This window comes from Paracoccus sigandri (genome assembly GCF_003709565.1).
Taxonomy (GTDB): domain Bacteria; phylum Pseudomonadota; class Alphaproteobacteria; order Rhodobacterales; family Rhodobacteraceae; genus Paracoccus; species Paracoccus siganidrum.
In genome coordinates this window covers 132,078-157,822 of record NZ_QNRC01000006.1, presented here as the reverse complement: position 1 = coordinate 157,822, position 25,745 = coordinate 132,078, and the positions used below count along the sequence as shown (strand labels likewise).

General features: G+C 70.0%; 27 protein-coding genes. 11 read left to right on the top strand and 16 right to left on the bottom strand.

Going from position 1 to position 25,745, the window contains the following annotated elements; translation table 11 throughout:
• Positions 1 to 129: 129 nt before the first annotated feature.
• Together dnaG and C9E82_RS07500 are read right to left on the bottom strand one after the other, a co-directional pair.
• The gene (dnaG, locus tag C9E82_RS07505; protein WP_122449235.1) at positions 130 to 2,064 is read right to left on the bottom strand and encodes a DNA primase; all 1,935 of its coding nucleotides are present in this window, start codon (positions 2,062 to 2,064) and stop codon (positions 130 to 132) included.
• An 87-nt stretch (positions 2,065 to 2,151) separates the two neighbouring features.
• Positions 2,152 to 2,739 carry a TetR/AcrR family transcriptional regulator gene (locus C9E82_RS07500; protein WP_119899971.1) on the bottom strand — a complete coding sequence of 196 codons (588 nt, stop codon included), beginning with the start codon at positions 2,737 to 2,739 and terminating at the stop codon, positions 2,152 to 2,154.
• Between the two features lie 75 nt (positions 2,740 to 2,814).
• Here C9E82_RS07500 and C9E82_RS07495 point away from each other — a divergent pair, with 75 nt between their 5' ends.
• Positions 2,815 to 3,099: a hypothetical protein gene (locus C9E82_RS07495; protein ID WP_119899973.1), complete on the top strand. Its 285-nt coding sequence runs from the start codon at positions 2,815 to 2,817 to the stop codon at positions 3,097 to 3,099.
• A 64-nt stretch (positions 3,100 to 3,163) separates the two neighbouring features.
• A complete protein-coding gene (locus C9E82_RS07490) occupies positions 3,164 to 4,345 on the top strand; it encodes an alpha-hydroxy acid oxidase (RefSeq protein WP_119899975.1) in 1,182 nt (393 codons plus the stop codon).
• A 42-nt stretch (positions 4,346 to 4,387) separates the two neighbouring features.
• Here the strand turns inward: C9E82_RS07490 and C9E82_RS07485 are convergent, their stop codons facing one another.
• Positions 4,388 to 5,338 (bottom strand): acyltransferase family protein, encoded by a 951-nt coding sequence (locus tag C9E82_RS07485; protein ID WP_119899978.1) that lies wholly within the window; start codon positions 5,336 to 5,338, stop codon positions 4,388 to 4,390.
• A gap of 198 nt (positions 5,339 to 5,536) precedes the next feature.
• On the opposite strand from C9E82_RS07485, the gene C9E82_RS07480 reads away from it, so the two are divergent.
• On the top strand, positions 5,537 to 6,163 hold the full coding sequence (locus C9E82_RS07480; protein ID WP_119899980.1) for a 50S ribosomal protein L25/general stress protein Ctc: 627 nt from the start codon (positions 5,537 to 5,539) through the stop codon (positions 6,161 to 6,163).
• Between the two features lie 61 nt (positions 6,164 to 6,224).
• Here the strand turns inward: C9E82_RS07480 and mfd are convergent, their stop codons facing one another.
• Both mfd and C9E82_RS07470 read right to left on the bottom strand, forming a co-directional pair.
• Positions 6,225 to 9,683 (bottom strand): transcription-repair coupling factor, encoded by a 3,459-nt coding sequence (gene mfd, locus C9E82_RS07475; protein ID WP_119899982.1) that lies wholly within the window; start codon positions 9,681 to 9,683, stop codon positions 6,225 to 6,227.
• 38 nt (positions 9,684 to 9,721) lie between these two features.
• On the bottom strand, positions 9,722 to 10,294 hold the full coding sequence (locus tag C9E82_RS07470; RefSeq protein WP_119899984.1) for a hypothetical protein: 573 nt from the start codon (positions 10,292 to 10,294) through the stop codon (positions 9,722 to 9,724).
• Positions 10,295 to 10,414: 120 nt separating this feature from the next.
• On the opposite strand from C9E82_RS07470, the gene hemB reads away from it, so the two are divergent.
• Positions 10,415 to 11,410 (top strand): porphobilinogen synthase, encoded by a 996-nt coding sequence (gene hemB, locus C9E82_RS07465; protein WP_119899986.1) that lies wholly within the window; start codon positions 10,415 to 10,417, stop codon positions 11,408 to 11,410.
• 70 nt (positions 11,411 to 11,480) lie between these two features.
• Complete coding sequence (locus tag C9E82_RS07460) at positions 11,481 to 12,107, top strand: lipid-binding SYLF domain-containing protein (protein ID WP_420849847.1); 627 nt, start codon at positions 11,481 to 11,483, stop codon at positions 12,105 to 12,107.
• A 24-nt stretch (positions 12,108 to 12,131) separates the two neighbouring features.
• Here C9E82_RS07460 and C9E82_RS07455 read toward each other — a convergent pair whose 3' ends face one another.
• Complete coding sequence (locus C9E82_RS07455; protein WP_119899990.1) at positions 12,132 to 12,776, bottom strand: GntR family transcriptional regulator; 645 nt, start codon at positions 12,774 to 12,776, stop codon at positions 12,132 to 12,134.
• A 71-nt stretch (positions 12,777 to 12,847) separates the two neighbouring features.
• A complete protein-coding gene (locus tag C9E82_RS07450) occupies positions 12,848 to 13,555 on the bottom strand; it encodes a M48 family metallopeptidase (RefSeq protein WP_119899991.1) in 708 nt (235 codons plus the stop codon).
• A gap of 118 nt (positions 13,556 to 13,673) precedes the next feature.
• On the opposite strand from C9E82_RS07450, the gene C9E82_RS07445 reads away from it, so the two are divergent.
• Both C9E82_RS07445 and C9E82_RS07440 read left to right on the top strand, forming a co-directional pair.
• Positions 13,674 to 13,988 (top strand): TIGR02300 family protein, encoded by a 315-nt coding sequence (locus C9E82_RS07445; protein WP_119899993.1) that lies wholly within the window; start codon positions 13,674 to 13,676, stop codon positions 13,986 to 13,988.
• Between the two features lie 56 nt (positions 13,989 to 14,044).
• Positions 14,045 to 14,437: a DoxX family protein gene (locus C9E82_RS07440; protein WP_119899995.1), complete on the top strand. Its 393-nt coding sequence runs from the start codon at positions 14,045 to 14,047 to the stop codon at positions 14,435 to 14,437.
• 53 nt (positions 14,438 to 14,490) lie between these two features.
• Here C9E82_RS07440 and C9E82_RS07435 read toward each other — a convergent pair whose 3' ends face one another.
• The 6 genes from C9E82_RS07435 to C9E82_RS07410 all read right to left on the bottom strand — a co-directional run bounded on the left by C9E82_RS07435 (position 14,491) and on the right by C9E82_RS07410 (position 19,721).
• Entirely contained in the window at positions 14,491 to 14,643 is a 153-nt protein-coding gene (locus tag C9E82_RS07435; protein WP_119899997.1) for an entericidin A/B family lipoprotein, read from the bottom strand.
• Positions 14,644 to 14,738: 95 nt separating this feature from the next.
• Positions 14,739 to 15,917, bottom strand: coding sequence for a dipeptidase (locus C9E82_RS07430; RefSeq protein ID WP_119899999.1), 1,179 nt, complete (start codon positions 15,915 to 15,917; stop codon positions 14,739 to 14,741).
• Between the two features lie 113 nt (positions 15,918 to 16,030).
• Positions 16,031 to 17,848 (bottom strand): M3 family oligoendopeptidase, encoded by a 1,818-nt coding sequence (locus tag C9E82_RS07425; protein WP_119900002.1) that lies wholly within the window; start codon positions 17,846 to 17,848, stop codon positions 16,031 to 16,033.
• Between the two features lie 119 nt (positions 17,849 to 17,967).
• The gene (locus tag C9E82_RS07420) at positions 17,968 to 18,783 is read right to left on the bottom strand and encodes a GNAT family N-acetyltransferase (protein ID WP_119900004.1); all 816 of its coding nucleotides are present in this window, start codon (positions 18,781 to 18,783) and stop codon (positions 17,968 to 17,970) included.
• The gene (locus tag C9E82_RS07415; protein ID WP_119900006.1) at positions 18,780 to 19,136 is read right to left on the bottom strand and encodes an MliC family protein; all 357 of its coding nucleotides are present in this window, start codon (positions 19,134 to 19,136) and stop codon (positions 18,780 to 18,782) included. Before C9E82_RS07415 ends, C9E82_RS07420 begins: the two co-directional genes overlap by 4 nt.
• A 9-nt stretch (positions 19,137 to 19,145) precedes the next feature.
• Positions 19,146 to 19,721 carry a GNAT family N-acetyltransferase gene (locus C9E82_RS07410; RefSeq protein WP_119900014.1) on the bottom strand — a complete coding sequence of 192 codons (576 nt, stop codon included), beginning with the start codon at positions 19,719 to 19,721 and terminating at the stop codon, positions 19,146 to 19,148.
• Between the two features lie 34 nt (positions 19,722 to 19,755).
• Here C9E82_RS07410 and C9E82_RS07405 point away from each other — a divergent pair, with 34 nt between their 5' ends.
• The 4 genes from C9E82_RS07405 (at position 19,756) to pdxY (ending at position 23,026) form a co-directional block, all read left to right on the top strand.
• Positions 19,756 to 20,424 carry a GntR family transcriptional regulator gene (locus tag C9E82_RS07405; RefSeq protein WP_119900008.1) on the top strand — a complete coding sequence of 223 codons (669 nt, stop codon included), beginning with the start codon at positions 19,756 to 19,758 and terminating at the stop codon, positions 20,422 to 20,424.
• An 85-nt stretch (positions 20,425 to 20,509) separates the two neighbouring features.
• A complete protein-coding gene (locus tag C9E82_RS07400) occupies positions 20,510 to 21,067 on the top strand; it encodes a biotin transporter BioY (protein WP_119900010.1) in 558 nt (185 codons plus the stop codon).
• Positions 21,064 to 22,053, top strand: coding sequence for a biotin synthase BioB (gene bioB / locus C9E82_RS07395; protein ID WP_122449234.1), 990 nt, complete (start codon positions 21,064 to 21,066; stop codon positions 22,051 to 22,053). Before C9E82_RS07400 ends, bioB begins: the two co-directional genes overlap by 4 nt.
• A 97-nt stretch (positions 22,054 to 22,150) precedes the next feature.
• Positions 22,151 to 23,026: a pyridoxal kinase gene (gene pdxY / locus C9E82_RS07390; protein ID WP_122449233.1), complete on the top strand. Its 876-nt coding sequence runs from the start codon at positions 22,151 to 22,153 to the stop codon at positions 23,024 to 23,026.
• Here the strand turns inward: pdxY and pgeF are convergent.
• Genes pgeF through lgt form a run of 3 tightly spaced genes read right to left on the bottom strand, consistent with a single transcriptional unit; the run spans position 23,023 to position 25,713 of the window.
• Positions 23,023 to 23,781 (bottom strand): peptidoglycan editing factor PgeF, encoded by a 759-nt coding sequence (gene pgeF, locus C9E82_RS07385; RefSeq protein WP_119900930.1) that lies wholly within the window; start codon positions 23,779 to 23,781, stop codon positions 23,023 to 23,025. The genes pdxY and pgeF overlap by 4 nt on opposite strands.
• Positions 23,771 to 24,832, bottom strand: a complete 1,062-nt coding sequence (locus C9E82_RS07380; protein WP_119900922.1) for a class I SAM-dependent methyltransferase — start codon at positions 24,830 to 24,832, stop codon at positions 23,771 to 23,773. Before C9E82_RS07380 ends, pgeF begins: the two co-directional genes overlap by 11 nt.
• The gene (gene lgt / locus C9E82_RS07375; RefSeq protein WP_119900923.1) at positions 24,829 to 25,713 is read right to left on the bottom strand and encodes a prolipoprotein diacylglyceryl transferase; all 885 of its coding nucleotides are present in this window, start codon (positions 25,711 to 25,713) and stop codon (positions 24,829 to 24,831) included. Before lgt ends, C9E82_RS07380 begins: the two co-directional genes overlap by 4 nt.
• Positions 25,714 to 25,745: the final 32 nt, after the last annotated feature.

Genomic DNA, 25,745 nt, shown 5'->3' with positions numbered 1-25,745 from the left:
GCGGACACTCGCGGGCCTCGGCCGCGAATCGTCTGGAATTCGATGGTCGTTTCTATCCCGCTTCAAAAGCGAATCAAAGGCCGGGGCCGCCAATGATTCGCGAATCGCCCACGGGTTCGGCGAATCGGCCTAGCGGCGCGGCGGCTTGCGCCAGATTTCACCGCTGAGCCAGGTCTGAAGCTGCGCCGAAAGCGCGTCGCGATCCTCGTTCAGATCGCCCGAATCCTCCATGTCCGGGCGCTCGGCGCGGTGCCGGGCGCGCGTGATCTGCTGCATCCGCCAGGTCAGGCCCTCATCGGCCTCGCCCTGGATTTCCGCTTCGGCGCGGGCCAGCTCGGCGCTGGCGGCGCGGTGGGCCTCCAGCCGGTCCAGGAGATTGGTCAGGATCGCGGCCGCGGCCTCGGCGTCCTGCTGTTCGATCACGGCGGGAGTCAGGCCCAGATGGGCGTCGGCCCGCAGCGTTTCAAGGGCCCGCCGCCCGGCCTCGCTGCCCTGCCCGGTCAGCAGGTCGTGCAGCAGCGCCGCGCGGTCGGGATCGCGCGGCGGCAGCCGTTCCAGCCGCGCCTCGATCTCGGCGACCATCTCGGGGCGCAGAGCGCAGATCAGCAGCGCGGCGCCTTCCAGCAGCGCCTCGCCGGCATTGGGACCGTCCAGCGGAATGGCAGGGATCGGCCCGGCCGGAGCCATCGAGGCTCCGCCGGGCCGGGCGGGCCCGCGGCCCGCCTGCCGCCCGCCCGCCTGCCGCCCACCCGCGCGGGTCCTGGCCTCGGAACCGCCCCGCTTGCCGAACAGCTCCCAGCGCTTGCGGCGGATCTCCTCGGCATAGTGGCGGCGGGTCAGCTCGTCGGGGATGCGGGCGATGGCCTCTTGCAGGCGGCGGTCCAGCGCGGCCTTGCGCTCGGGGCTGTCGAAGCGCTGGCCCTCGGTCTCGCGCGACCATAGGAGATCGACCAGCGGCCGCGCCTGGTCCAGGAGCGCCCGCATCGCACCCGGCCCCTGCGCGCGTATCAGGTCGTCGGGATCCTGGCCCGAGGGCAGCAGCACGAAGCGCAGCGCCTGACCCGGCCCGGTCATCGGCAGGGCCAGGTCGATCAGCCGCTGCGCCGCGCGCAACCCCGCCGCATCGCCGTCCAGCGCGATGATCGGCTCGGGGCTGATGCGCCACATCAGGCGCAGCTGGTCTTCGGTGATGGCGGTGCCCAGGGGCGCGACCGCGCCCTCGAAACCGGCGCGGGCCAGCGCGATCACGTCCATGTAGCCCTCGGCCACGACCAGCGGCTGGCCCTTCGCCACCGCCGCCCGCGCCGGGCCGAGGTGATAGAGGTTGCGGCCCTTGTCGAAGAGCGGCGTTTCCGGGCTGTTGAGGTATTTCGCCCGCGCATTCGGGTCCATCGCCCGGCCGCCGAAGCCGATGACCCGGTCGCGCCCGTCGCGGATCGGAAAGATGATGCGGCCGCGGAACCGGTCATAGGCCGCCCCGCCGTCATCCGGGCGAATCGCCATGCCGGCCTCGACGATCCGTTCCTCGTCGAGACCCTTTTCGCGCAGGGCGCGAATCAGGCCGTGGCGGCTGTCGGGGGCGAAGCCGATCTCGAAGCGGTCCTCGGCGGCGCGGTCCAGCCCGCGCCGGGCCAGGTAGTCGCGCGCCTCGGCCGCGGCGGCGGTCTGCAGCTGCAGGCGGAACCAGCGCAGGGCGGCCTCGGTCACCTCGAGCAGGCGGTCGCGCCGGTCGCTGCGTTCGCGGCTGCGCGGGTCGGGTTCGGGGACGGTCATGCCCGCCTCGGCGGCGAGGACACGGACGGCCTCCATGAAATCGAGCCCGTCCGATTCGCGCAGGAAGGTCAGCGCGTCGCCCTTGGCCTGGCAGCCGAAGCAGTAATAGAAGCCCTTCTGGTCGTCGCAATGGAAGCTGGCGGATTTTTCCTGGTGGAAGGGGCAGGGCGCCCACCAGTCGCCGCGCGCCTGGTTGGACTTGCGCAGGTCCCACACGACCTTGCGCCCGATCACGCGGCTGATCGGCACGCGGGCGCGAAGTTCGTCGAGGAAACCGGGCGGCAGGCTCATGGCGCGATTATCGGGCGGCGGGGCGGTCTGGGCAAGCGGCGGGATCGGGGTATTTGGGCAACAGAGAAGCCGCCATCGGTTGCGCGGTCAATCGGCACCGACCGCGCCCCGTGCCAGGCCCCAGTAGATGTCGCCGATGCGCCGGCGGTCGAGCCGGCCGCCCTCGCGATACCAGTTGGTCACCCCGGTCAGCATGGCGATCAGCGCCATGGTCGCCAGTTTCGGATCGTCGAGGCGCATCACGCCGGCGGCGATCCCGTCCCGCAGGATGGTTTCCAGCGCGGCTTCGTAGCGGCCGCGCAGGTCGGCGATGCGGCGGTGATTCTGGGGCGTCAGGTTGCGCAGCTCCATGTAGGACAGGAAGACCGCGTCGGAATGGTCGAGGCTGAAGGCGATGTGGAAGCGCACGAAGGCCTCCAGCCGGGCCAGCGGCGGCGCGGCGGGGTCGTCCTGCCAGGCGGCCAGCAATTCCTGCATGTGGCTGTCCAGGAGGTCGTGGAGCAGCGCCTGCTTGTCGGGCGTATAGGCATAGAGCGCGCCCGCCTGCACGCCGACCGCCGCCGCGATCTGGCGCATCGAGACGGCGGCATAGCCGTGGCGGGCGAAGAGCCGCCTGGCCTCGGCCCTGACGAGGGGGCCGGTGATCTCTGCGCGTGAACCATGGGTGCGGGCCATGGGGGTTCATAGGACGCCCTGCGCCGCCGGGAAAGCCCGTTGTGGCCGGGCGGCGGCGCGCGTAACCTGCGCCGGATGAGAAACCGACCGATCCTGGCGCTTTGCGCCGCCTGCGCGCTGTCCGCCTGTGCCGGCGGTCAGGACGACTATCCGCGCCTGCTGCCGACCGAGCAGGTGCTGGCCGAGCCGGCGCTGCCCGCCCATGCCGCGACCGTGGCCGCCGATGTCCCGCCGGAAGCCGCCGTCGTCGCCCGCGCCGAGGCGCTGCGGGCGCGGGCCGATGCCCTGCGCGGCCCGGTGATCGAGCCCGGCACCCGCGCCCGGATGACGCCCGCCGCGGAGGCCGGTCCCGGAGGCTGACAGCGCAATTGCCCAGGCCGCGACATGGTGGTAAGAAATTTTTACCAACCCAGCGGAGGAGCCCATGCCCGTTCTGTCAGCGCCGGTCATCACCTGCATCGAGGATCTCAAGACCCTACACAGGGCGCGCACGCCGCGCATGTTCTACGACTATGCCGAATCGGGCAGCTATACCGAGCAGACCTTCCGCGAGAACACCACGGATTTCGCGCGGCTGAAGCTGCGCCAGAAGGTGGCGGTGGACCTGTCGAACCGCTCGACCGCGTCCGAGATGGCGGGGCTGCCGGTCTCGATGCCGGTCGGGCTGGCACCGGTCGGGCTGACCGGGATGCAGCACGCCGATGGCGAGATCCTGGCGGCCCGCGCGGCCGAGCGCTTCGGCGTGCCCTTCTGCCTGTCGACGATGTCGATCTGTTCCATCGAGGACGTGGCGCAGAACACCACCAGGCCCTTCATGTTCCAGCTTTATGTCATGAAGGACCAGGAATTCCTGGCGGCGATCATCGAGCGCGCCAAGGCCGCCAATTGCAGCGCGCTGGTACTGACGCTGGACCTGCAGATCCTGGGCCAGCGGCACAAGGACCTGAAGAACGGGCTATCGGCGCCGCCCAAGCTGACCCTGCCGACCATGCTGAACCTGGCGACGAAATGGCGCTGGGGCATGGGGATGCTGGGCACGAAGCGGCGCTTCTTCGGCAATATCGTCGGCCATGCCAAGGGCGTCGGCGACACCTCTTCGCTGATGAGCTGGACGGCCGAGCAGTTCGACGAGAAGCTGGACTGGGACAAGGTCGCCCGGATCCGCGACATGTGGGGCGGCAAGCTGATCCTGAAGGGAATCATGGATCCCGAGGACGCCCGCATCGCCGCCGATTTCGGAGCCGATGCGATCGTGGTCAGCAATCACGGCGGGCGGCAGCTGGACGGGGCGCTCAGCTCGATCCGCATGCTGCCGCATATCGTCGCGGCGGTCGGCGAGCAGGTCGAGATCCACATGGACAGCGGCATCCGCTCGGGCCAGGACGTGCTGAAGGCGCTGGCGCTTGGTGCCCATGCCACCTGGATCGGCCGCGCCTTCGTCCATGGCCTGGGGGCGATGGGCGAGGCCGGGGTGACCAGGGCGCTGGAGGTGATCCAGAAGGAGCTGGACATCAGCATGGCGCTGTGCGGCGAACGCGACGTGAAGGCGGTGGGGCGCCACAACCTGCTGATCCCGCAGGGCTTCGCCGAGGAATACGGCGCCTGAAATGGCGCCGCGCCGGCGTCCCGCGGGGCGCCGGCGTCCGCGTCAGAACAGCTGCGCCATCAGCCTCTGGCCCCGCTGCGAGACGCTGAGCGCATGGACACAGAGCGCCGGCACCACGAAGCCCGCCAGGGCCGGCAGCAGCGGGCTGTCCAACTGCAGCTGGGTCCCGATATGCAGGAAGGCCATGTGCAGCACATAGATGGCCGAGGCCATCATCGCCATCGGCAGGCTGTGGGCCGGCGCCTTCATGTCCAGCGCCAGCAGGAACACGGCCGGGCAGATCAGCCAGAACCCCGCGGTGAATTCGACCAGCATGTCGGGGCGGAACAGGCCCAGCCAGAACATCTGTTCCAGGTTGGCCAGCACCAGCCCGCCCAGGATCATCCCCCACAGGACGCGATTCGACGGCCGCAGGCGGCAGAACAGGTCGGGATCGCGATGGACCGAGGCGATCACATAGCCCATGACCACGAAGGGATAGAGATCGAAGGGGCCGCTGCGGAACACCTCCAGCGGGATCGGCGCCAGGCCCGTCAGCCGCAGATATTGCAGCAGCAGCCCGGCGAGGCCGAAGGCCAGCGCCGACCAGATCAGCACCCGCAGCCCCCAGCGGCGGAAGAACATCAGCATCAGCGCCGCCTGCCCCAGCCCCAGCAGGAACCACAGGTGGCGAAAGCCCATGAACAATTCGTAAAGGGTCTGCTGCAGCGGCCGGTCCCACAGCTGCATCAGGAAGAAATAGATGAAGGTCCAGACGGTGTAGAGCGTGAACATGCGCGTCACCCAGCCGGTGAACCGCCCCCGCTCTATGCTGCGCAGCAGGAAGAAGCCCGAGATCAGGCAGAACAGCGGCACGGCCGTGCGCAACACGCTGCTGGCCAGGATGATTCCCATCAGTCCGATGGATTGCTGGCCCAGCCCGCTATGGCCGAAGACCACGAAGGCGGCGAGTACCAAGCGCATGTAATCAATGGAATAACTTCGCGCTTGCATGAATCGCCGCACCAAACCATAAGCAAGAAACCGTCTACCAGACCGTTCTTAATCGGCAAATACCTGCCGAGTCAAACTGTCATTGCAGATGATTGTCTTTTCATCTTCCCTTTCCCCGAAAGCTGCGCTATGGCCCGCGCTCTGCCGCCATGCACCCTTGGAGGATGGCGGTGTCAATCTGTGTGAAGGAACATGACTATGGCCAAAGAGATCCCGGATCTGGTGGCCGAGGCACGCGCGGGGACAGGCAAGGGGGCCGCCCGCCAAGCTCGCCGCGAAGGCAAGGTGCCCGGCATCGTGTATGGTGACAACAAGGAACCCGTCACCATCGCGTTCGAATTCAACAAGCTGCTGACCCAGTTGCGCGCCGGTCGCTTCATGTCCACGCTGTGGAACCTGAAGGTCGAGGGCCAGGAAGACGTCCGCGTCATCTGCCGCGGCGTGCAGAAGGATGTCGTGAAGGATCTGCCGATCCATATCGACTTCATGCGCCTGCGCCGCACCTCGAAGGTGAACCTGTTCATCCCGGTCGAGTTCATCAACCAGGAGAAGTGCCCCGGCCTGAAGAAGGGCGGCACCCTGGTGACGGTCCGCCCCGAGGTCGAGCTGATCGTGACCGCGGGCGACATCCCCGACCACATCACCGTCGACCTGGCGGGCCATGAGGTCGGCGACAGCATCCATATCGATGAAGTGACCCTGCCCGCCGGCGTGAAGCCGACCATCGACCGCAACTTCGTCATCGCCAATATCGCCGCCCCGTCGGCGCTGCGTTCCAGCGATGGCGGCGAAGCGGAAGAAGGCGCCGAGGAAGCGACCGAGTAATCCGCGCCTCGCGCAAGGATATCAGGGGGCGGTGCCGGTGGCGCCGCCCCTTTCGCTTGCGCTATTTCGCCGCCTTGGCCTTCGCCGCCAGGTCGCGGGCGATGGCGAAGGCGCCCTTGATCCGGTCCGCGTCCGAGGCCCAGTCGCGGCGGATCACGATCCTGTTGTCCGTCACCTTGGCCAGACCGCGCTGGTCGGTCAGGAATTCCACCAGCCCCGCCGGGTTGGGGAACTTGTCCATGTGGAACTGCACCGTCGCGCCCTTCGGCCCGGCATCCAGCCGCGCGATATTGGCGCGCTTGGCCATGGCCTTGATGCGGATCACCAGCAGCAGCGTGTTCACCTCGCGCGGCAGGGGGCCGAAACGGTCGATCAGCTCGGCGGCGAAGCCCTCCAGCTCGACCTTGGTGGTCAGTTCGGCCAGGCGGCGATAGAGGCCCAGCCGCACGTCCAGGTCGGGGATGAAGCTTTCGGGGATCGTCACCGGCACGCCCAGGTTCAGCTGCGGCGCCCATTCGTCCTCGGGCGTGCCCTCGATCTCGCCCGATTTCAGCTTGGCGATGGTTTCCTCCAGCATCTGCTGGTAAAGTTCGAAGCCGACCTCCTTGATATGGCCGGACTGTTCCTCGCCCAGAAGATTGCCGGCGCCGCGCAGGTCCAGGTCCTGCGAGGCCAGGTTGAAGCCCGCCCCCAGCCCGTCGATCGAGCCAAGGAATTTCAGCCGCCGCATCGCCTGCGGCGTCAGGGGCGCGCGCGGCTTGGTGGTCAGATAGCAATAGGCGCGGGTCTTCGATCGCCCCACCCGGCCCCGGATCTGGTAGAGCTGCGCCAGACCGAACATGTCGGCGCGCCAGACGACCATGGTGTTCGCGGTCGGGATATCCAGACCCGATTCGACGATGGTCGTCGCCAGCAACACGTCATGGCTGCCGTCATAGAAGGCGTTCATCCGCTGGTCCAGATCGCCCGCCGCCAGCTGGCCATGGGCGACGATGTAGCTGACTTCCGGGACGTTTTCCTGCAGCCAATGCTCGATATCGGGCAGGTCGGACAGGCGCGGGACCACAAAGAAGCTCTGCCCGCCGCGATATTTCTCGCGCAGAAGCGCCTCGCGGATGGTCACGCTGTCGAATTCGCTGACATAGGTGCGGATCGACAGCCGGTCGACCGGCGGCGTGCCGATGATCGAGAGGTCCCGCACCCCGGTCAGCGACAGTTGCAGCGTGCGCGGGATCGGCGTGGCGGTCAGCGTCAGCACATGGATGTCGCTGCGCATCTCCTTCAGGCGTTCCTTGTGGGCGACGCCGAAATGCTGCTCCTCGTCGATGATCAAGAGACCGAGGCGTTTGAAGCGCACCTGCTTGGCCAGCACCGCATGGGTGCCGACGACGATGTCCACCGTGCCCTCGGCCAGCCCGGCGCGGGTCTGGGCGGCATCCTTGGCGGACACGAAGCGCGACAGCGGACGGACGGTGATGGCCGAGCCGCGGAAACGTTCGGCGAAGGTCCGGAAATGCTGCCGCGCCAGCAGCGTCGTCGGCGCGACCACGGCGACCTGCATCCCCTGGCTGGCAGCGACGAAGGCGGCGCGCATCGCCACCTCGGTCTTGCCGAAGCCCACGTCGCCGACGACCAGCCGGTCCATCGGCCGGCCCGCCGCCAGATCCTCCAGCACATCCTCGATGGCGGCGGCCTGATCGTCGGTCTCGCTATAGGGGAAGCGCGCCGAGAAGGCCTGCCAGTCGTGGTCCTCGGGCTCCAGCACCGGGGCGGGACGCAACAGGCGCTCGGCCGCGACGCGCATCAGCTTGTCGGCGATCAGCTTGATGCGTTCCTTCAGCCGCGCCTTGCGCGCCTGCCAGGCGCCGCCGCCCAGACGGTCCAGCAGCCCTTCCTCGTGGCCGTATCGCGACAGCAGCTCGATATTCTCGACCGGCAGGAACAGCCGGTCGCCGCCCGCATATTCCAGCGCCACGCAATCATGCGGCACGCCGGCGGCCTTGATGGTTTCCAGCCCGGTATAGCGGCCGATGCCGTGTTCGACATGCACGACCAGGTCGCCGGGGCTCAGCGCGGTGGTGTCCTGCAGGAAATTCTCGGCCCGGCGGCGCTTCCTGGCGCCGCGGATCAGCCGGTCGCCCAGCACGTCCTGTTCCGAGATCACCGCGATGGCGCCAAGCGCCCGGCCCTCGGCCACGAACCCCTCGTCCAGCGGCCAGACCGCCAGGCCGACCGCGCCCGACGCCTCGGGCAGGTCGCGGATGTCGCCGATGGGCCGGGCGCCGGTCAGCCCCTCATCGGCCAGAAGCCCGGCCAGCCGGTCGCGCGCGCCGTCCGAGAAGCTGGCGACGATGACCCGGTGATCCCTGCCCAGGGCCTTCACATGATCGGCCAGGGCCTTGAACAAATTGACCGATTCCGCCTGCCGCTCGGGCGCGAAATTGCGGCCCGCGCGGCCGCCCGCGTCCAGCACGCCGGGGCCGGGCGGCTGCGCCAGGACCGACAGGCGCAGCACCCGGCGCGCGGCCAGCCAGCCGTCCCATTCGCCGGGCGTCGGGAACATCGCGTCGGGGGGCACGGGCTTGTAGACGGTATCGCTGCGGCCCTTCGCGGCCAGCGCGGCGCGGCGGGCGTCATATTGTTCGGCGATCATGCCCCGCCGCGCGTCGATGACCTGCCCGACATGGTCGTCCAGAACCACCGAGGCGCCGGGAAGATAGTCGAACAGGCTTTCCATCCGGTCGTGGAACCAGGGCAGCCAATGTTCCATCCCGGCCATCTTGCGGCCGGCGCTGACGCCTTCATACAGCGGGTCGCTGGTGCCGCCGCCATATTCGGCGCGATAGTTCTGGCGGAAGCGGGTGATCGCGGCCTCGTCCAGGATCACCTCGGACATGGGCGCCAGCTCGACCCGGTCCAGCTTCTCGGTGGTGCGCTGCGTCACCGGATCGAAGCGGCGCGCGCCGTCCAGAACGTCGCCGAACAGGTCCAGCCGCACCGGCCCGGCGTCGCCCGGCGCATAGATGTCGATGATGCCGCCGCGGATCGCGTAATCGCCGGGCTCGGTCACGGTGGGCGACTGCACGAAGCCCATCCGGGACAGGAAGCCGCGCAGCGCGGCTTCGTCGATCCGGTCGCCGACGCGGGCCACGAAGCTGGCGTCCGACAGCAGTTCGCGCGCCGGCAGCCGTTGCAGCACCGCATTCAGCGTGGTCAGCAGCACGAAGGGCCCCGGCACCGCCCCCTGCGCCAGCGCCGCCAGCGTGGCCATGCGCGCCGCCTGCACCTCGGGCGCGGGCGAGACGCGGTCATAGGGCGTCGTGTCCCAGGCCGGGAATTCCAGCACCACCGTGCCGGGCGACAGGAATTCCAGCGCGGCGCGCGTCGCCGCCATGCGCCGGTCGTCGCGGGCGATGTGGATGACGGGGGCGCCCCGGTTCTCGGGCCGCGCCGCCTCGCGCGCGATCAGGGCCGCGTCATAGCCCTCGGGCGCGCCGGAAAGGATCAGGTGATCGGACATGAGCGGTCAGGTAAAGCGCCGGGCGGCGGTGTCAAGCTCTACAGCCCATAGGGGCGCATCAGCATCCACAGCGTGCCCCACAGCGCCGTCGCCGCCACCGAGGCGATCGACAGGACCGAGGCCAGCCGGCGGTGGATCACCATGCGGCGGATCGCCTCGGCCGCCGCCTCGGCGACGGGGCGCGCGCCCGATTGCGCCTCGGCCAGCACCGGGGCCAGGCCGCGCGCCAGCCAGACCCGCATCCAGAACAGGACCAGGAACGGCGTCGCCAGCAGGGTCAGAGCCTGCGCCATCTCCAGCCAATAGCCGAAGCCCAGGATCGCCAGCGAGGTCAGCGCGAACAGGCTGGCGCCCAGGAAGACGGCGCCCTCGGACCGGCCCAGCCGCCAGCGCGGCAGGGTCAGCGACAGCCAGTCCAGCAGCGCGATGACCTCGTCGGCCTCGGGGCGGCCGGCGCGGCGGGCCCGGCGGGCGCGCATCAGCACCTCGGCGGGCACGCCCAGCACATGGCGGCCGCTGGCCGACCACAGGCCGATCAGGACGATCCAGAACCAGATCGTGCCGAAGGAGCGGCTGTCCAGAAAACCGATCACACCGTCAATCTGCGGCACGCGCCACCTTCCCCGCCCGGTTTCCTTGTTCTTGGCTGCGCGCGACCTTAGAACAGCCGCAAGCCGAGGGGAAGGCGCGCCCTGCCCCGTTTCGCCGATCCAAGCCGAAGGATGCCCGCCATGGCCACGCCCATCGTCGCCCCCTTTCCCGCCGCGCGCCTGCGCCGCCTGCGCCGCACCGCCAACCTGCGCGCGATGGTCCACGAGGTGAACCTGACCGCCGCCGACCTGATCTGGCCGATCTTCGTGACCGAGGTCGCCGGGGCCGAGGGCGAGATCGCCTCGATGCCCGGCGTGGAGCGGCTGACGCTGGACGGCGCGAAGCGGGCGGCGGAACGGGCGGCGCGGCTGAACATCCCGGCGATCTGCATCTTCCCGCATTCCGACCAGGACCTGAAGACCGAGAGCTGCGAACGCGCCTGGGACCCCGACAATATCGGCAACCGCGCCATCCGGGCGATCAAGGAGACCGTGCCGGACCTGGCGGTGATGACCGACATCGCGCTGGATCCCTACAACGCCAACGGCCATGACGGGCTGGTCGTGGACGGCGAGATCCTGAACGACGAGACCGTCGAGGCGCTGGTCAGGATGGCCCTGGCGCAGGCCGAGGCGGGGGCGGACATCCTCGGGCCCTCGGACATGATGGACGGCCGGATCGGGGCGCTGCGCGGCGCGCTGGAGGGTGCCGGCCACCGCCATGTGGCGATCCTGTCCTATGCGGCGAAATTCGCCAGCGCCTTCTACGGGCCGTTCCGCGACGCGGTGGGGGCGTCGGGCCGGCTGGTCGGCGACAAGAAGACCTATCAGGTGAACCCCGCCAACCGCGAGGAGGCGCTGCGCTGCGTCGCCCGCGACCTGGCCGAGGGCGCCGACATGGTCATGGTCAAGCCGGGGATGCCCTATCTGGACATCTGCCGCGAGGTGAAGGACCGCTTCGCCGCGCCCACCTTCGCCTATCAGGTCAGTGGCGAATACGCGATGCTGGAGGGCGCGATCCGCAACGGCTGGCTGTCGCGCGAGGTGATGCTGGAAAGCCTGCTGGCCTTCCGCCGCGCGGGCTGCGACGGGGTGTTGAGCTATTTCGCGCCGTCGGTGGCCGAAATGCTGGCATGAGGGCGCCCCCTCGCGTATTCTTGAACGCAACGGGCCGGAGCAGGTCCGACAAACGAAGCGAGGCGAAAAGATGAGCAGATCCAACCTGATGAGCCGCCGGTCGCTGCTGGCGGGCGGCGGCGCGGCGCTGGCCCTGGCGGGCTGCAGCAATGCGGTGGGCAGCAATGCCTCGGCGCAGCTGGACGCGCGGGTCGACCAGACCCACCAATATCTGATGCAGACCTATCCGCAGGCCGCGCAGATGGTCGAAAACGCCCGCGGCGTGCTGTACATGCCGCTGATGACCTCGGCCGCGTTCGGCGTCGGCGGCGCTTACGGCCAGGGCGCGCTGCGCATCGGGGGCGCGACGGTGGACTATTACTCAGCCACCCGCGCCAGCGTCGGGTTTCAGGCGGGCGCGCAGCAATATGCGCATGTGCTGATCTTCCAGACCGATCAGGCGCTGGCTGCCTTCCGCGCCGCGCCGGGCTGGGTGGCCGAGGCCGATGCCTATTACGCGATCCCGCGCGGCGGCATGGCGATGGGCGCCGATACCGTCACCGCCCAGCATCCGGTCGTGGCGCTGATCTTCGGCCAGGCGGGGCTGATGGCGGGCGCCTCGATCGCGGGGACGAAATACAACCGCATCGTGCCCTCGACCATGAGCGGCGTCCCGGCCTTCGGCGGGCTGGCGCTGCCCGGCGCGCAGCAGGGCTGAACCGCGACACCGGCCGCCGCGCCCTCAGGCGCCGGTCAGGTGGCGCAGCCCGTGGGTCACATCGGCCCGGATGGCCAGCCGCAAGGCGGGCTCGTCCCCGGCGCGCAGGGCGGCCAGGATCATGCGGTGATGGCGCGGCGGCTCGTTGCGCCTGACCCGGCCATAGAGCGCCCGCATGGTCGGGCCCAGTTGCAGCCAGATCGTCTCCAGCATGGCCAGCATCGCGGGGGCCTGCGCCCGCAGATACAGCATCCGGTGGAAATCCAGGTTGCAGCGGATATAGCCGACCGCATCGTGACGCTCGACCGCATCGGCGATGCGGGCATTCATCGTGGCCAACCGGTCGATCAGCGCGAAATGCGCGCGCGGCAGCGCGCGGGCGGCCAGTTCCGGCTCGATCAGCGCGCGCAGCGCCGCCAGTTCCTCGATCCGGTCGTCCGACAGCGCCGGAGTCGCCACCCGCCCCGAAGCCGACAGCGTCAGCGCGCCCTCCGCCACCAGCCGCCGCACCGCCTCGCGCGCGGGCGTCATCGAGACATGGTAGTCATGGGCCAGGCCGCGCAGCGTCAGCGGCTTGCCGGGGGGCAGTTCGCCCACCATGATGCGCGCGCGCAGGTTGCGGTAGAGGGTCTCATGCGCCGTGGGATCGGCGGTGCGGGTCGCTGTCATGACCCGGATGTGATCACAAATCGCGCGCCCGTCAATCCCCCGCAGGCCCCAATCCCCCGCGGGCTCCGGCGTCAGTCGCGGAACCGCCACAGCATCAATTCGCCGCCATTCCGGCGCAGCCAGTCGCGCCGGCCCCGCCATTCGGGCATCAGCCGTTCGACCGCGGCCCAGAAACGCGGCGAATGGTCCATATGCGCCAGATGCGCGACCTCGTGGGCGGCGACATAATCCAGCACCTCGGGCGGCGCCATCGCCAGCCGCCAGGAAAACATCAGCCGCCCCTCGACGCTGCAGCTGCCCCAGCGGGACCGCGTGTCGCGCAGCACCAGAGCGCGATAGGGCCGCCCCAGCGCCGCGGCATGGCGGTCGCAGGCCGGACGCAGGCGCTGCAGGGCCAGGTGCTTGAGGAAGGCCTGCACGACCGGCGCGACGGGACGGGCCTGCGGCACCAGCAGCAGGTCCCCCTCGACCCGGACGGCGCGCAGCGGAAAGGGCGTGACCCGCAGCGCGCGGCCCTCGACCGGCAGCAGGGCGCCCGGCGCGGGCCTTTGCGGCTGCGGCACCCGCGCGCGGGCCTGCGCCAGCCAGTCGCCGCGCGACAGCGCGAAGGCGCGGCCCTCGGCCTCGGGGGTGCGCAGCGGCAGGGTCAGCACCGGATCGCCGCCGTCGCGCGGCACCCGCAGCGTCATGCGCCGCGCCCGCGCCGACCGGCGCAGGACGACCTCCAGCCCCTCGGCGATGACGATCCTGCCCGACACCTGCCCCACCCGTTCCGCCATGTCCCACGCCGCCTGGGTTCCCCGCCCGCGGCCCTTCGTCAGAAAAGCCTTTGACAGCCCCCGCCCACTGTGGCAGGGCGTGCCGGAAATTCCCTAAACGCGGCTGAAGGAGAATACCATGCCCAAAGAGGAATGGGGCACGAAACGCCTGTGCCCGCACTGCCATACGCGCTTTTACGACCTGATGAACAACCCGATGACCTGCCCGGCCTGCGGCAACCAGTTCACGGTCGAAAGCCTCAGCGAGGGGCGCGGCAAGACCCTGGTCAGCGAAAAGACCGCGGCCCGCAACGATGACGACCTGGTCGATGCCGAGGACGATCTGGACGACGACACCGGAGATCTGGACGACGACCTGCTGGAAGAGGATGATGACGACGGCGATGTCTCGCTTGACGACATTGCCGACGTCTCGGACGACGACGACGATTGAACCGGCCGGGCGCATGCGCGCGCCCCGCGGCCACCCACCAAGGCTGAGAGGCAGACATGAACCAGACCCTCAACGGCTTCGCCCCGCAGATGCGCAGCGTGCTGCGCATCATCGCCTCCCTGATCTTCTTCGCCCATGGCAGCCAGAAGATCCTGGGATTTCCCGCCAGCGACATGAATCCGCCAGCGTTTTCCCTTTCCTGGACGGCCGGAATCATGGAGCTGATCGGCGGCGCGCTGCTGTTCGTCGGCCTGTTCTCGCGCCCGGTCGCCTTCCTTCTGTCCGGGCTGATGGCCTTCGCCTATTGGCTGGCCCATGCGCCGCAAAGCCCCTTCCCGGTGCTGAACGGCGGCGATGCGGCGATCCTCTATTGCTTCGTGTTCCTGTATATCTTCTGCGCAGGCCCCGGCCCGTGGAGCCTGGACGCAAAGATGGGCCGCGACGGCTGAACAAAAAAACGGGACCCCAGGGTCCCGTTTTTCATTCGCGGCAAGGCGGCGGGCTACCAGTTCGCCTGCCCCGCCTGCACCTCGGCGCTTTCCTGAGAGATCGCCTGGCCCGCATGTTGCATGTCGCGCCCGGCGCCCTGCACCGTCTCGCAACCCGCCACCGCCATCAGTGCCAGCACCGCGCCAAGTCCCAAGAATTTCTGCATCCTCATTGCTCCTCTCAGAGAGTTTCTTTTCCGCGGCCCCAACGCGGCCCCCGCAAGGGGGGTTCCCGCCCAGGCCCGGCGTCAACCCTCGGGCGTCAACCCTCGGGCAGGGTCTCGGACAGGAAGCGGACCATGTTGCCGCCCATGACCTTGGCGATCTGCGCCTCGGACAGGCCCGCATCCAGCAGCGCCTGGGTCAGCGCCGACAGATGCGCCGCATCGAAGGGCGCATCGACCGAGCCGTCGTAATCCGACCCTAGCGAGACGTGATCCTCGCCCACCAGCGCGATGGCCGCCCGGATCGCGCCGGCGATATCGGCGGGCGTCCGGCCGCAGACCACATCGGCCCAATAGCCGATGCCGATCACCCCGCCCTTCGCGGCGATGCCGGCGACCAGATCGTCGGACAGGTTGCGCGGGCTGTCGCAATGGGACCGGATGCCGGTATGGGACAGCGCCGGCCGCACCCCCTCCATCGCCAGCACGTCGCGCACCATCTGCGGGCTGGCATGGGCCACGTCGACCACCATCCCGCGCGCGGCCATGGCCTCGACCACCTGCCGCCCGAAATCCGACAGGCCCGCGCCGTCGCCGGCGCCGTGCAGGCTGCCGCCCAGCTCGTTGTCGAAGAAATGCGTCAGCCCGATCAGCCGGAAGCCCGCCTCATGCAGCACCTCCAGATTGGCCAGCTCGCCCTCCAGCGGATGGCCGCCCTCGGATCCCAGGATGGCGCCCACGACCCGCGCCCCCGCCGCCCGCGCCTCCAGCAAGGCCGCCAGGTCGCCGCGCGTGCGGATGACGCGCAGCGCCTCGGGATCGCGCGCGGCCGCCCGCTCCAGCGCCTCGGCCTGCACCAGCGCGCGCTCCCTCAGCGAGAACCACGCGCGCAGCGGCCGCAGCTGCCCCATGAACAGCGGCGTGATGTTGTCGGGCGCATCGGTGCTGTTTGCGGCATAGTTCTGCCCGCGCGGGCTCTTCGTCACGGTGGTGAAGACCTGCAGCGCGACATTGCCCTCCTGCAGGCGCGGAATGTCGGTATGGCCGCGCCCGGCGCGCTTCAGGATGTCGCGGTCCCACAGCAGCGCGTCGGAATGCCAGTCCCCGATCACCAGCCGCCCGTGCAGCGCCGCCGCCTCGGCGCCGACCGGCCAGCCCTCCTCGGGCATGGTCAGGGGGTTCAACCCGCGCTCGACATGACCCGGCGCAAGGGCGAAGAACGCCGCCGCCCCCGCGACGACCAATCCCGCCAGCCCCAGCAATATCCGCCTCAGCATCCGCCCCTCCCCTGCACTGCCTTTTCATCTTGGCCCAAATATCCGCGGGGGAGGACGCGCCGCATGGCGCGGCCGGGGGCGGCAGCCCCCTCCACGGCATCATGCCCGGCGGATCACCCCTCCAGCGCCTCCAGCTCGTCGATCAGCCCCTCGATCATCGACAGCCCCTTGTCCCAGAAACCGGGATCCGAGGCATCCAGCCCGAAGGGCGCCAGCAGTTCCTTGTGATGCTTCGATCCGCCCGCCGCCAGCAGCTCGAAATATTTCGCCTGGAAATCCGGCAGCCCGTCCTCATAGGCGGCGTAGAGCGCGTTCACCAGCCCGTCGCCGAAGGCATAGGCATAGACGTAGAAGGGCGAATGCACGAAATGCGGCACATAGGTCCAGAAGGTCTCGTAGCCCGGCATGAACTCGAAGACCGGGCCCAGGCTCTCGGCCTGCACCGACATCCACAACCCGTTGATGTCCTCGGGGGTCAGCTCGCCCTCGGCGCGGGCCGCGTGCAGCTTGCACTCGAAATCGTAGAAGGCGATCTGGCGCACGACCGTGTTGATCATGTCCTCGACCTTGCCGGCCAGCAGCGCCTTCTTCGCGGCCGGATCGGCGGTCCTGGCCAGCAATGCGCGGAAGGTCAGCATCTCGCCGAAGACGCTTGCCGTCTCGGCCAGCGTCAGCGGGGTCGAGGCCAGAAGCTCGCCCTGGCCCGCCGCCAGCCGCTGGTGGACGCCGTGGCCCAGCTCATGGGCCAGCGTCATCACGTCGCGCGGCTTGCCCAGATAGTTCAGCATCACATAGGGATGCACGGTGGTCACGGTCGGATGGGCGAAGGCGCCCGGCGCCTTGCCGGGCTTCACGCCGGCATCGATCCAGCCCTTGTCGAAGAAGGGCCCGGCCAGTTCCGCCAGCTTCGGCGAAAAGCCCGCATAGGCATCCAGCACGGTCGCCCGCGCCTCGTCCCAGCCGATGGTCTTCGGCGTCTCGGTCGGCAGCGGCGCGTTGCGGTCCCAGACCTGCAGCTTCTCCAGCCCCAGCCAGCGCGCCTTCAGCGCATAGTAGCGATGCGACAGCCGCGGATAGGCCGCCGTCACGGCATTGCGCAGCGCCTCGACCACCTCGGGCTCGACATGGTTCGACAGGTGCCGCGCGGCCTGCGGCGTGGGCATCTTGCGCCACTTGTCCTCGATCGCCTTTTCCTTGGCCAGGGTGTTGTGGATGCGCGAGAACAGCTTGACGTTCCGCGAAAACACCGCGGCCAGCGCCTTCGCCCCCGCCTCGCGCCGCGCCCGGTCGTGGTCGGTCAGCAGGTTCAGCGTCGCCTCCAGCCCCATCGCCTCGCCGTCCACATCGAATTCCAGCGCCGCCGTCGTCTCGTCGAACAGCCGGTTCCAGGCCGCCGCGCCGACGACCGAGTTGTCATGCAGGAACTGCTCCAACTCGTCGGACAGCTGGTGCGGGCGCATGGCGCGCATCCGGTCGAAGACCGGCTTGTAGCGCGCCGGGCCCTCGGGCGCCGCGAAGACCGCCTCGTAGGTCGCGTCGGGGATGCGGTTGAATTCCAGGCTGAAGAAGACCAGCGGCGTGGTCGCATCGGTCACCCGGACCTGCAGGTCGGCCATCAGCTTGGCGCGCCCGGCATCGGTGGTGTTCTGGTAATAGCGCAGCCCGGCATAGGACATGATCCGCCCGGCCAGGATGTCGATCTCTTCATATTCCTCGATGCAGGCCAGCATTTCCGAGGCGGTCAGGGCGGCCAGCCGGTTCTGGTGGCGGGTGGCGAATTTCTGCGCCCGATCGGTCAGCGCCTCCAGGTCGCGCGACAGTTCCGGCGAATCGGGCGCGGGATAGAGGTCGCTCAGGTCCCATTCCGGCAGATCCCCGAAAGGCGTCGCGGTCACGGGATCGGAGGCGTCATGATGCGGGATGCGGGCCATGTGATGTCCTTTTCTGCTTTGCCGGGAATGTGGACCGCGATCCCGCGATACGCAAGCAGGGCGGCCCCGCCGCCGAGCCCTGCGGCCCCTTCGATGGGGGCCGCAGGGCTTCCCCCCGTTCAGCCGCCGAAGGCCCGCGCATGGGCGATCCGGCTGCCGGCGGGCAGATCGCCCAGGATCTGCAGATGCGGCCCGGCATAGGGCGATTCCAGCTCCGCCGGCCGAAAGCCGAAGCGGCCGTAATAGGCCGGATCGCCCAGCACCACCACCGCCGCATCGCCCACGCGGGCCAGCGCCTCGGCCACCAGCGCGCGGCCGATCCCCAGCCCCTGCGCCCCCGGCACCACCGCCACCGGCGCCAGCGCAAGGGCCGGGCGCGCGGCCTGCAGCGGCGACAGCGCGACATGGCCCAACAGGCAGCCCGCCGCCTCGGCCACCAGCGACAGCGACAGATCGCCATCGGCGCGCAGGGCGCGCAGCAGCCGCGCCTCGTCCGGCCCGCCGAAGGCCGCGGCCAGCACCCCGTCCAGCAGGTCCTGGTCGGCGCGGGTCTCGACCCGCAGATGCGGCTCGACATGGCGGCGCTGGAAGTCCCGGCCGATCGCGGCGCTGTCGCGCCCCCATTCGCTGTCCTTCGTCCGCGCCTGGTGGTCGGCGAAGGCCCGGTCGCTGGCGAAAAGCTCGGACAGGTGCCAGATCAGCGGGTCCTCGTCCTGCCACATCTCGAAGCGCAGGCAGCCCGGTTCCTCGCGACTTAGACGGATATGATCGGGCAGCAGCGACAGCGCGACCATCATCTGCGCGGCATCGGCGCAGATAAGCCGCCCCTGCAGCGCGACCATCGGCGCCTCCAGATGGACCGGCACCGCATCCTCGGGCAGCCTGTCGTCGCTCTGGCCGGGCCGGTGGTGGTCATGTCCGCAGGCGCAGCTCATTGCGCCGCCCCCTCGTCGCCGGCATCCTCCGCGACGCATTCCTCCAGCAGCAATTGCGATTCGGCCTCGGTCCCCCAGGACAGGAAGGCCGTGTCGCCCTTGCTCCAGAATTCATAGCCCGCATCCGGCGCATCAGCGCGATAGCGCGCGCCCGAGGCCGAGATCGCCCGCGGCAGCACCAGCAACCGCCCCTCGATCAGCGCCACGACATGGCCGGCCTCGTCATTGACATAGACGACGGGCAGTTCCACGCCGCGCTCGCAGCGATAGGTGACGCTGACCAGTTCGGCGGCATCCTGCGCGACCACGGGAGAGGCCAGAAGCAGGGCAAGGGCGGGAAGGGCAAGACGCATGAGGCTACCTCAGATGGTTCGGGTCATGAAAACGCTGTTCGGATCCGCCCGGTAATCGCCGAAGGGCGGGCAATCCGCGAAGCCGGCGCGGGCATAGAGCGCGCGCGCGGCCAGGAAGGTCGGCTGCACCCCGGTTTCCAGCGACAGGCGCCGCAGGCCATCCGCGCGCGCCTCGGCGATCAGATGCTCCAGCATCAGCCGCGACAGCCCGCGGCCGCGATATTCGGCCAGGACATGCATGGATTTCAGCTCGCCATGCGCGTCGTCCAGCCGCTTCATCGCGCCCATCGCCACCGGCACCCCGCCCAGCCTGGCGACATGGAAGCCGATGCCGGGCACGGCCAGCGATTCGCGCGGCAGCATGTGGATCGATTCGGGCGGCGTGTCGGCATGCATGTCGGCGGTGTGGCGCTGGAACAGCAATGCCAGATCGTCCCGCAGCGGGCTTTCCCGCGCGATCGTCAGTTCCTGGTCCGCCACCGTCCCGTCGGTCATCCCTGCCTCGCATCCCCGCCGTTTCCGCGACAGCTTCGCCCGTCTTGGCGCCAAGGTCCAGTCACGAGCCCGCGCCCGGCCGATGGCCATCGACATCCCTCGCGCGCAGAATTATCTATAATTCATGACCAAGCAGAGCGAAGAGACCCATGCCGCGCGGATCGCCCGGATCCTGGCCGACCGCATCATCTCGGGGCGGATAGAGCCCGGCGCGCGGCTGCGCCAGGACCATATCGCCGCCGAATTCGGCGCCAGCCACGTCCCCGTGCGCGAGGCCTTCCGGCGGCTGGAGGCGCAGGGCCTGGCCGAAAGCCTGCCCCGGCGCGGCGTGCGCGTCACCAGCTTCGACATGAACGAGCTACGCGAGGTGGCCGAGATGCGCGCCGCCCTTGAATCGCTGGCCCTGCGCCATGCCGCGCCGCGGATGACGCGGGCGGTCCTGGACGAGGCCGAACAGGCCACCCGCGCCGCCGACGAGGCCCGCGACGTCCGCGACTGGGAGGCCGCGAACCGGCGATTTCACCGGCTGATCCTGGCCCCCTGCGCGATGCCGCGCCTGCTGGCGACCATCGACGACCTGCATTCGGCCAGCGCCCGTTTCCTGTTCGCCGCCTGGCGGCAGGAATGGGAACGGCGGACCGATCACGACCATCGCGCGATCCTGGATGCCCTGCGCAAGGGCCAGGCGGACCTGGCCTGCAAGCTGCTGGCGCGCCATTCCGGCTGGATCGGCCGCCGCCCGGTCAGGACAAAAAATGGCGACACGCGCGTGGCTTACGCGATTTCCGGCTGATTATCTATAATCTATCTTGCCCACCCGCATAGCATCCCTCCTGATTATAGATAGATTCGCCCGCAATCCATCGGAGGAGCTTCGCATGACGTCCCTGACCCGCCCGCATACCGGGCCGACAACACTCTGGCGCCCCCTCGCCCTGACCCTGGCCGGCGCCGCGCTGATCACCCTCGGCGCCAAGCTGCAGATCCCCTTCTGGCCGGTGCCGATGACGCTGCACACGCTGGCGGTCATGCTGATCGCCGCGGCGCTCGGCCCGCGGCTGGGCATGGCCGCGATGGCCACCTATCTGGCGGCGGGGGCGATGGGCCTGCCGGTGTTCTCGGGCAGCCCCGCGCGCGGCGTCGGGCTGGCCTATATGGCGGGGCCGACGGGCGGCTATCTGCTGGGCTACCTGGTCGCCGCCGGGCTGACCGGCTGGCTGGCGCTGGGGCGCGGCTGGATCGGGCGCGGCCTGGCGATGCTGGCCGGGCTGGCCACGGTCTATGCGGCGGGGCTGCTGTGGCTGTCCGCCTTCATCCCGGCATCAGGCCTGGTCGCGGCGGGCCTTGCCCCCTTCATCGCGGGCGACCTGCTGAAGATCGCGCTGGCCACGCTGCTGCTGTCGGGCTGGGCGCGGCTGCGGGGGCGCGGCGCATGATCCGCACCGACTGGACCATGGCCGAGGCGCAGGCGATCCACGACCTGCCCTTCCCCAAGCTGATGCGGCGCGCGCAGGACCTTCACGCCGCCCATTTCGACCCGCAGGTGATCGAGACCGCCAGCCTCCTGTCGATCAAGACCGGCGGCTGCCCCGAGGATTGCGGCTATTGCTCGCAAAGCGCGCATCACGATACCGGCGTGAAGGCCACCAGGCTGATGCAGCCCGACGAGGTGCTGGCCGCCGCCCGCCGCGCCAAGGCCAGCGGCGCGCGGCGCTTCTGCATGGGCGCGGCCTGGCGCAGCCCCAAGGACCGCGACATGGACAAGCTGTGCCGGATGGTCCGCGAGGTTGGCGCGCTGGGGCTGGAGACCTGCATGACCCTGGGGATGCTGTCGCCCGCCCAGGTCGCCCGGCTGAAAGAGGCGGGGCTGGATTTCTACAACCACAATATCGACACCTCGCCCGGCTATTACGCCCGCATCGCCAGCACCCGGACGATGGAGGACCGGCTGGAGACGCTGGACCATGTCCGCAAGGGCGGCATCCGCGTCTGCTGCGGCGGCATCCTGGGCATGGGCGAGGATGAATCCGACCGCATCGCCATGCTGGTGACGCTGGCCACCCTGCCCGCCCATCCCGACAGCGTGCCGGTCAACCTGTGGAACCGGATCGAGGGCGTGCCGGTCGACCGCCATGCCCGCCCGGTCGATCCCTTCGCGCTGGTGCGCGTCGTGGCGCTGGCGCGGATCCTGATGCCGGCCTCGGTCGTCCGCCTCTCGGCCGGGCGCACGGAGATGAGCGACGAATTGCAGGCGCTGTGCTTCCTGGCCGGGGCGAACTCGATCTTCCTCGGCGACCAGCTGCTGACGACCGAGAACCCGGCGGCCTGGAAGGATGCCGAGTTGCTGGCCCGGCTGGGGATGCGGATCGCGCCCGCCAGCCCCGCCGCCAGCCCCACCGCGGGGCCGCTGGCGGCGGAATAGGCCGGAGGGGGGCGGGAATGGCGATTGCGCCGCCCCGGCCCGCGCGCTTAACTGGCCCCGAGGCGCCACGCCCGGCGCGCCACCTCCAGGAGCCGCGATGACCCCTCCCGCCCCCTCCGCCCCGCCGCTGGTGATCTCGATCCAGAGCCAGGTCGTGCTTGGCCATGTCGGCAATTCCGCGGCGCTGTTTCCGATGCAGGCGGCGGGGCTGGAGGTGGCGGCGATCCCGACGGTGATCTTCTCGAACACGCCCGATTACCCGACCCTGCGCGGCCGCGCCCTGCCGGGCGATTTCTTCGCCGACCTGCTGCGCGGCGCCGAGGAGCGCGAATTGCCCCGGCGGGCGCGCTTCGTGCTGTCGGGCTATATCGGCTCGGTCGAGGTGGCCGAGCTGACGGCCGATTTCATCGCCCGCGCCAAGGCGGCCAATCCGGGGCTGGTCTATCTGTGCGACCCGGTGCTGGGCGATGCCGGGCCGGGGCTGTATGTGCCCGAAGCCATCGCCGACGTGATGCGCGACCGGCTGCTGCCGCTGGCCGACATCGCGACGCCCAACCCCTTCGAGCTGGGCTGGCTGACCGGGACCCCGATCCGCACGGCCGCGGACCTGCACCGGGCGGCGGCGGCGCTGCGCATGGCGCCCGGCGCGCGGCTGATCGCCACCGGCTGCGCGCTGGAGGATACCGCGCCGGGGGTGATCGAAAGCGTGATCCTGGGTCCCGACGGGCTCAGCCGCCATCCGGTGCGGCACCTGCCCATCGCGCTGCCGGGCACGGGGGACCTGTTCACCGGCATCGTGACCGCCGGGCTGGGCCGCGGGCTTGACCTGCCCCGCGCGGTCGAGCTGGCGCAGGATCTGACCGCCCGCGCGCTGGCCCATGCGCGCGAGCTTGGCGCGCGCGAGGTCATGCTGACCGATCCCGCTTTCCGCGAGGACCTGCTGCGGCTGGGGCAGGAACGGGCGCCGGCCTAGAGCGCGATGGCCGAGATCAGCCGGCCGTAATCCACCTGTCCTTCGTGGGTCGAGCGGCGATAGCTGAAGAAACGCTCGGGGTCGGAATAGGTGCAATGGCGCGACCATTCGGCCTCGACCCCCGCCGCGCGCAGCCGGGACAGCCCGAAAGAGGGCAGATCGAACATCGGCCGCCCGTTCGGCCCGCCCGAGAAGAAGCGGTGATAGTCGGGATCCTCGGCCAGGAACTGGTCCAGCAATTCCTCGCCGACCTCATAGGCGCGCTGGCTGATCGTGGGGCCGATCACCGCGCGGATCTCGGTCGCGCCAAGCGCCCGCATCGCATCGACCGTCGCCTCCAGCACCCCGGCCAGCGCGCCGCGCCAGCCGGCATGGGCGGCGCCGATCACCCCGGCCTGGGCGTCGGCCAGCAGCACCGGCTGGCAATCCGCCGTCAGCACCGCGATGGCGATGCCGGGCTGGTCGGTGACGATGCCGTCGGCCTCGGTCTTGCCGATCGCCTCCAGGTCGGCGCCCGCGCGCAGCGTCACCACATCGGCCGAATGCACCTGCTTGACCGTGGCCAGGGTGGCCGGCGTGACCCCCATGGCCTGCGCCACCCGCCCCCGGTTCAGGGCCACCATCTCGCTCTGATCGGTGGACCTGCGGCCGCAATTCAGCCCCGAGAACAGGCCCGAGGAGGCGCCGCCCTTGCGGGTGAAGAAGCCGTGGCGGACCCCTTGCAGCAGGGGATGGGTCAGGATTTCAAGCGTCATCTGCATCGGGTTCAAGTGCCTCGAATCCGGGCACCGCGGGCGCCCCTTTCGGCCAAATGGCAATCGCCTTGAACAGGTGACCCATTTCACCCGGATGGGTCAAGCGGTGAAGCGCGGCCATCGCGCCGCCGTCCCCGGCAGCGGCCAGCCGCTGCGCGCGCGCCTCGGCCCCCAGCGACAGAAGCCAGTCGCCCTGGCGGACCGGGCGCGACACCGCCGCCCCCGCCCGCATCGCCGCCAGCGCAAGCGGCGCGAAATCGACATGGGCGGTCAGGTCCGCCTCGCCGGGATGGGCAAGGGGATCCTCGGGCCGGTGGTCGCGCAGGGCCTGGAAGGTGTCGCCATAGCCGTTCCAGCCGCCGTAATCGACGATGATCGCCGCGCCGCCGTGATCGGCGATCCGCCGCGCGATGGCGGTGACGACCGGGGCGGCGGCGGGGCATTCCTCGATCACGTCGCCGGGCTGGCCGGGGCGCGGCAGGTCCATCGGCGGCGCCAGGCCGAAACGCAGCCCGCCCCGGTCGTCCAGCCCGACCAGCCGCTCGGACCAGCCGTCCCCGGCGCGCTGGAACTGCCGGATCGGCAGGGCGTCGAAGAATTCGTTGGCCATCAGGAACAGCGGCCGGCTGGGCAGGTCGTCCACGCGGTCCAGATGCGTCACCGCGCCCAGCTTCTGCCGCTGCAGGTCGCGCAGATGGGCCGAGGCCTCGACCAGCGCGACTTGCGCCGCCTCGGCCATGCCCGGCGCGACCCGGATCGCGCGCAGCATGTCGGCCATCAGCGTGCCGCGCCCCGGCCCCGGCTCGGCCAGGGTGAAGGGGGCGGGGCTGCCCTGGTCCAGCCAGGCCTGCGCCAGGGCAAGGCCGCACAGCTCTCCGAAAAGCTGGTGGATCTCGGGGGCGGTGGTGAAATCCCCGGCCCGGCCGAACGGGTCGCGGGTGGCGTAATAGCCGTGCTGCGGATGCAGCAGGCAGGTCTCCATGTAATCCGCCAGCGTGATCGGCCCCGCCGCGCGGATGCGCTGCGCGATGATCGCCGCCAGAGGCGTCATGCGGCCGCCACCACCGGGCGGCGCAGGGCGCGCAGGATGAAGAACAGCCCCAGGACCAGCATCGGCAGCGACAGAAGCTGGCCCATGGTCAGCCCCCAGATCGGCCCGCCGACGACATGGCCAAGCGGGTTGTCGGGGGTGATGAACTGCGCATCGGCGACCCGGAAGATCTCGACGAAGCCGCGGGCCAGCGCATAGCCCGACAGGAAGATCCCGAAGCACAGGCCGGGACGACGCAGGCCGCCCGCGCGCAGCACCGCCCACAGGATCAGGCCAAGCGCCAGCCCCTCCAGCCCCGCCTCGTAGAGCTGGCTGGGATGGCGGGCGCAGGCGCCCTCGATGCCGGGGCAGTATTGCGCGGCCTCGCCCGGAAAGATCACCCCCCAGGGCGCGTCGGTCGGGCGGCCCCACAGCTCGGCATTGATGAAATTGGCGACGCGGCCGAAGAACAGCCCGATCGGCGCGACCACCGCCATCGCATCGGCCAGCCCCAGCGCCGGGATGCCGCGGGCGCGGCAGAACAGCCAGGACGCGACGATGACCCCGGCGAAACCGCCGTGGAAGCTCATCCCGCCTTCCCAGACCTTCACGATTTCGAAAGGATTGGCGAGGTAGAAGGCGGGCTCGTAGAACAGCACGAAGCCAAGCCGACCGCCCAGAATCACCCCCAGGATCACCCATGTCAGCAGATCGTCCACCGCGTCAGACGCCATCGGCGCGCGACCGCCCCAGATCGCCGGGCGGCGCATCATCACGACCAGCAGCCGCCAGCCGATCAGCAGGCCCGCCAGATAGGCCAGCGCATACCAGCGCAGCGACAGCGAAAAGCCGCCCAGGTCGATGGTGAAGATTTCGGGGCTGATATCGGGAAAGGGGATCATGGGTCCTCGGATCTTCGGGCGGGGGTGCCGGT